The sequence below is a fragment of the Halomonas sp. genome (assembly GCF_031581305.1).
Classification (GTDB): Bacteria; Pseudomonadota; Gammaproteobacteria; order Pseudomonadales; family Halomonadaceae; genus Halomonas.
The window spans coordinates 1-4909 of record NZ_JAVLBC010000217.1; the positions used below are offsets into that span (position 1 = coordinate 1).

Genomic DNA, 4909 nt, shown 5'->3' on the forward strand with positions numbered 1-4909 from the left:
CCCTGTTACCGCCGTGAAAGGGCGGTGTCCTGGACCACTAGACGAATGGGACGCAATGTCTCGCCTCGTCGAGGTGCGGCGAATATTACCCAGCACCCGGGAAGCTGTCAAGCGGGTCTCGCCAGGCGTTGATATCAAGTAACGGATCCAGCCCTGCGACTGGAAACACCCGCCCATATTGGTGTCAGAATGGAGATGACACGCCAGGCCCGCACCCGGCGCCATGACAAGGAGAGAGGCCATGCGCAGCAAGATCCAGAAGAGCGATGCCGAATGGCAGCAGCAGCTGACGCCCGAGCAGTACCGTGTCACTCGCGAGAAAGGTACCGAGCCGCCCTTCAGCGGCCACTACCACGTGAGTGACGAGCATGGCATCTACCACTGCGTCTGCTGCAACGCTCCGCTGTTCGAGAACGAGCGCAAGTTCAACGCCGGCTGCGGCTGGCCCAGTTTCGACCGCCCCTTCACCCCGAGCTGCGTGGCGGAGCAGACCGATACCAGCCACGGCATGCAGCGCACCGAAGTCACCTGTGCGCGCTGCGACGCCCATCTGGGCCATGTATTCCCCGACGGCCCACAGGAGACCACCGGACTGCGCTACTGCATCAACTCGGTAGCCATCCAGTTTCACGCCGGGGAGTAGTCTCTGCCCGTCACCGCCCTCCCCTGAGACGGCCGCCCATCTGCTATGATGGGCGGCCATTTTCATTCAAGCGCATGCAGGAGAGGCTCGATGCTCGGCTGGTACCCGGGACACATGAACAAGGCGCGCCGGCAGATCCTCGAGGCGCTGCCGGAGATCGACGTGGTGATCGAGGTCCTCGATGCCCGACTGCCCTACTCCAGCGCCAACCCCATGCTCGCCGAGCTGACCCGCCACAAGCCGGTGCTCAAGATCCTCTCGCGGGCCGACCTCGCCGACCCCGAGCGGACCCGGGAGTGGACTTCCTTCTTCGACGCCCAGGACGATACCCGAGCCCTGGCCGTGACGACCACCCAGGCGCGCGAGCTGAAGCGCATCCCGAAGCTGTGCCATGAGCTGGCCGGCCAGGTGCGTGCCGACCGCGACGTGCGGGTGATGGTCATGGGCATACCCAACGTGGGCAAGTCGACCCTGATCAATGGCCTGGCCGGGCGCACGATCGCCAAGACCGGCAATGAACCGGCAGTCACGAAGCGCCAGCAGAAAGTGCGCATCGGCGGCCGCGTGGCGCTGATCGACACCCCCGGGGTGCTGTGGCCGAAGATCGAGGACCAGGCCAGCGCCCACCGCCTGGCGGCCAGCGGCGCCATCCGCGACACCGCCATCGACTACGTGGAGGTGGCCGTGGTCGCCGCTGCCGAACTGGCCAGGCGCTACCCCGAGGCCCTCAAGGCGCGCTACAAGCTCAAGACCCTGCCCGAGTACGTACCCCACCCCGAGGCCGACCGAATCGAGGCCGACGGCCCGGTAAGGGTCGACCTGCTCGCGCTGGCCGGCTACGACGGTCATGCCATTCTCGCCGAGATCGCCGGCAAGCGTGGCGGCCTGCGCCCGGGGGGCGAGGTCGACTTGCACCGTGGTGCCGAAGTGCTACTCCACGAGTTGCGGGACGGCAAGCTGGGCCGGTTGACCCTGGAGACGCCAGCGGACATACCGCCCGAGCCAACGCAAGAGGAAGATAGCCCGCCGACCGATCAGCCCGCATAATCCACCACGCGACGATTCGACATGACGACGAGAAATACCGGGGACAGGTCGAAGGGTCCTAGGCCAAGGATGGCGTCGGTAGCGCCCGAGGAAGGGGTTACAGCGCCTCCGGAAAGCCGACCCCGCTCGTAGCCCTGTCACCGAGTAGAACGCCTCGACCCGATAGCCCAGGAGTTCAAGGCTTCTGGATGACACTGGATAGACAACGCCATGGACACTCCCCCCATCAGGAAATCGCACAAGCTCGAGAACGTCTGCTACGACATCCGTGGCCCGGTGCTCGAGCATGCCAAGCGGCTCGAAGAGGAGGGCCAGCGCGTCCTCAAACTGAACATCGGCAACCCTGCCCCCTTCGGCTTCGAGGCGCCGGAGGAGATCCTCCAGGACGTGATGCGCAACCTGCCCACCGCCCAGGGGTACTGCGACTCCAAGGGACTCTATTCAGCGCGCAAGGCGATCATGCAGGAGTGCCAGCGCAAGGAGATCCCGGGCGTCGGCATCGAGGACATCTACATCGGCAACGGCGTCTCCGAGCTGATCGTGATGGCCATGCAGGCGCTGCTCAACGACGGCGACGAGGTACTGATCCCGGCTCCCGACTACCCGCTGTGGACTGCGGCGGCCAACCTCTCCGGCGGCCACGCCGTGCACTACCTGTGTGACGAGCAGGCCGACTGGGCACCGGACATGGCCGACATCCGCGCCAAGGTGACCGCCCACACCCGGGCGATCGTGATCATCAATCCCAACAACCCCACCGGCGCTGTCTATCCGCCGGCGGTGGTACGCGAGCTGCTGGAGATCGCCCGGGAACATGACCTCGTGGTGTTCTCCGACGAGATCTACGACAAGATCCTCTACGACGGGGTCGAGCATGTCTCCACCGGGGCGCTGGCCGGCGAGGACCAGCTGGTGGTCACCATGAACGGGCTCTCCAAGAGCTACCGCTGCGCCGGTTTCCGCAGCGGCTGGATGATCCTCTCGGGGAACATCGCCAAGCAACGCGCGGACGACTTCATCCAGGGGCTGACCATGCTGGCCTCGATGCGTCTGTGCGCCAACGTGCCGGCCCAGCACGCCATCCAGACGGCGCTGGGCGGCTACCAGTCGATCAACGACCTGATCCTGCCCGGCGGGCGCCTGCTCGCCCAGCGCGACATCACCGTCGAGAAGCTCAATGCCATCCCCGGGGTCAGCTGCACCCGCCCCAAGGGGGCCCTCTACACCTTTCCTCGGCTCGATCCCAAGGTGTTCAATATCCAGGACGACCAGCAGCTGGTGCTCGATCTGCTGCTGCAGGAGAAGATCCTGCTGGTGCAAGGCACAGCCTTCAATTGGCCCGATCCCGACCATGTGCGCATCGTCACCCTGCCCTGGGCCGACCAGCTCGAGGACGCCCTGGACCGTTTCGCCCGTTTCCTGTCGCGCTACCGCCAGTAGACCGGGGCATGCGCGGTTACCCGCCGCATGAAACCCGGCGGGCAACCGCGTATCTAAGCAACAGCTTGTGCAGGCCGCTGACCGCGGCGCCCCTTTCCGACGACTGGAGATTTCCGGCAATGATGAGAATCCTGCTCTTCCTGGGCACCAACCTGGCCGTACTCGTGGTGGCCAGCATCACCCTGCGACTGCTGGGGGTGGAGGGCTACTTGACCGAACAGGGCATGAACTTCAATGCCCTGCTGATCTTCTGCTTCATCTTCGGCATGGCCGGCTCGATGATCTCGCTGTTCATCTCCAAGTGGATGGCCAAGCGCAGCACCGGCACGGTGATCATCGAGTCGCCGTCCAACGCTACCGAGAAGTGGCTGGTCGACACCGTGACGGAGCTGGCCCGTGACGCCGGCATCAAGACCCCCGAGGTGGGTATCTTTCCGGCCCAGCAGTCCAACGCCTTCGCCACCGGCTGGAACAAGGATGATGCCCTGGTGGCGGTCTCTGCCGGCCTGCTCAATCGCATGCGCCCTGAGGAGGTCCGCGCGGTACTGGCCCACGAGATCGGCCACGTCTCCAATGGCGACATGGTCACCCTGGCGCTGATCCAGGGCGTGCTCAACACCTTCGTGATGTTCTTCGCACGAGTGGTCGCCCACCTGGTCGACAGCTTCCTGCGGCGTGATGGCGAAGGGGGCCTGGGCTTCATGGGCTACTTCGCGGTCGTGATCGTCGCCGAGATCGTCTTCGGGCTGATCGCCTCGGCCATCGTTGCCTGGTTCTCTCGCTTCCGGGAGTATCGCGCGGACAGCGCCGGCGCACACCTCGCCGGCAGCGGGGCCATGATCAACGCCCTGGCCCGCCTCAAGGCCGAGACGGAGATGCCGGACCAGATGCCGGACACCCTGCGCGCCATGGCCATCACCAAGGGCCAGACGCGCTCGCTGATGGAGCGGTTCTTCGCCAGCCACCCACCGCTGGATGACCGCATCCGCGCGCTGAAGGAAGCGGCCTACCGGCAGTAACCCCCTGCCAGCCGATACATAAAAGCGGGCCCGCCAACCGGCGGGCCCGCTGACGTTTACCGTACCATCGGCGTCAGGCCGTGACGGTGACGACCGAGAAGCCCGCGCCTCTCAGCAGCGGTGCGACACCTCGCGCCCCCTCGCGAAGCTCGATGTCCAGGGTCGCGAACTCACGACGCAGCGGGTAGGCCGCTCGGCAGGCATCGAAGCCCGTTGCCATGCCCTGGCGACGGGCTTCGCGGTGCAGGCTGTCATGGTCACGCCGCACGTCATGGACGGCGCGCAGGCACAGGCGGAGCGCCTCCTCGGGCGAGAGGCCACCGTCCAGGACGAGGCGCCTGACCGGGGGCGGGGGGGCGAGGTCCGCCAGCGTCCATCGCGCCGGCAGGCCGACATGCCGGGCCAGGGCGTGGTAGATCCGGTGGGTGCCGCGCAGCTTGCCGTCCAGGCTGTAGCCGGCAACATGCGGTGTGGCGATGGCGGCGAGATCCGACAGGCCGCTGTCGATGGCGGGTTCGTGCTCCCAGACATCGAGCACCGCGGTGACGTCGCCCTGCCCCGCCAGCCGCTGTCGCAGCGCCTGGCCATCCACGCAGTCGCCGCGCCCGGCGTTGAGCAGCACGCTCCCCGGGGCCAGGGCGGCGATGCGCTGGGCATCGAGCAGGTGGTGGGTGGCATGGGGCCCCTCTCTCACCAGCGGGGTATGCAGGCACAGCACGTCGCATTCGTCGATCAGGGTGTCCAGCTCCACGAAGCCGGG

The 4909-nt window shown here is 66.5% G+C and carries 5 protein-coding genes; 4 read left to right on the forward strand and 1 reads right to left on the reverse strand.

The genetic code is table 11. The features are described 5' to 3' along the window. Positions 1-241 precede the first annotated feature (241 nt). The 4 genes from msrB to htpX all read left to right on the forward strand — a co-directional run bounded on the left by msrB (position 242) and on the right by htpX (position 4149). A complete protein-coding gene (gene msrB / locus RI841_RS14320; RefSeq protein WP_310706309.1) occupies positions 242-643 on the forward strand; it encodes a peptide-methionine (R)-S-oxide reductase MsrB in 402 nt (133 codons plus the stop codon). A gap of 90 nt (positions 644-733) precedes the next feature. Continuing rightward, positions 734-1690 (forward strand): ribosome biogenesis GTPase YlqF, encoded by a 957-nt coding sequence (gene ylqF / locus RI841_RS14325; RefSeq protein ID WP_310706310.1) that lies wholly within the window; start codon positions 734-736, stop codon positions 1688-1690. A gap of 210 nt (positions 1691-1900) precedes the next feature. Further along, positions 1901-3130: a pyridoxal phosphate-dependent aminotransferase gene (locus tag RI841_RS14330; protein WP_310706311.1), complete on the forward strand. Its 1230-nt coding sequence runs from the start codon at positions 1901-1903 to the stop codon at positions 3128-3130. A 119-nt stretch (positions 3131-3249) separates the two neighbouring features. Then, entirely contained in the window at positions 3250-4149 is a 900-nt protein-coding gene (htpX, locus tag RI841_RS14335) for a protease HtpX (protein ID WP_310706312.1), read from the forward strand. A 73-nt stretch (positions 4150-4222) separates the two neighbouring features. On the opposite strand, the gene RI841_RS14340 is transcribed toward htpX, so the two are convergent. Beyond that, positions 4223-4909: DUF3410 domain-containing protein (locus RI841_RS14340; protein WP_310706313.1), on the reverse strand; the 687-nt coding region annotated here is incomplete at its 5' end.

What these genes read in the sequence shown, in the direction of transcription:
- ylqF (WP_310706310.1), top strand. Translation starts at nt 734, where the DNA reads ATGCTCGGCTGGTACCCGGGACACATGAACAAGGCGCGCCGGCAGATC.
- htpX (WP_310706312.1), top strand. Translation starts at nt 3,250, where the DNA reads ATGATGAGAATCCTGCTCTTCCTGGGCACCAACCTGGCCGTACTCGTG.
- RI841_RS14330 (WP_310706311.1), top strand. Translation starts at nt 1,901, where the DNA reads ATGGACACTCCCCCCATCAGGAAATCGCACAAGCTCGAGAACGTCTGC.
- msrB (WP_310706309.1), top strand. Translation starts at nt 242, where the DNA reads ATGCGCAGCAAGATCCAGAAGAGCGATGCCGAATGGCAGCAGCAGCTG.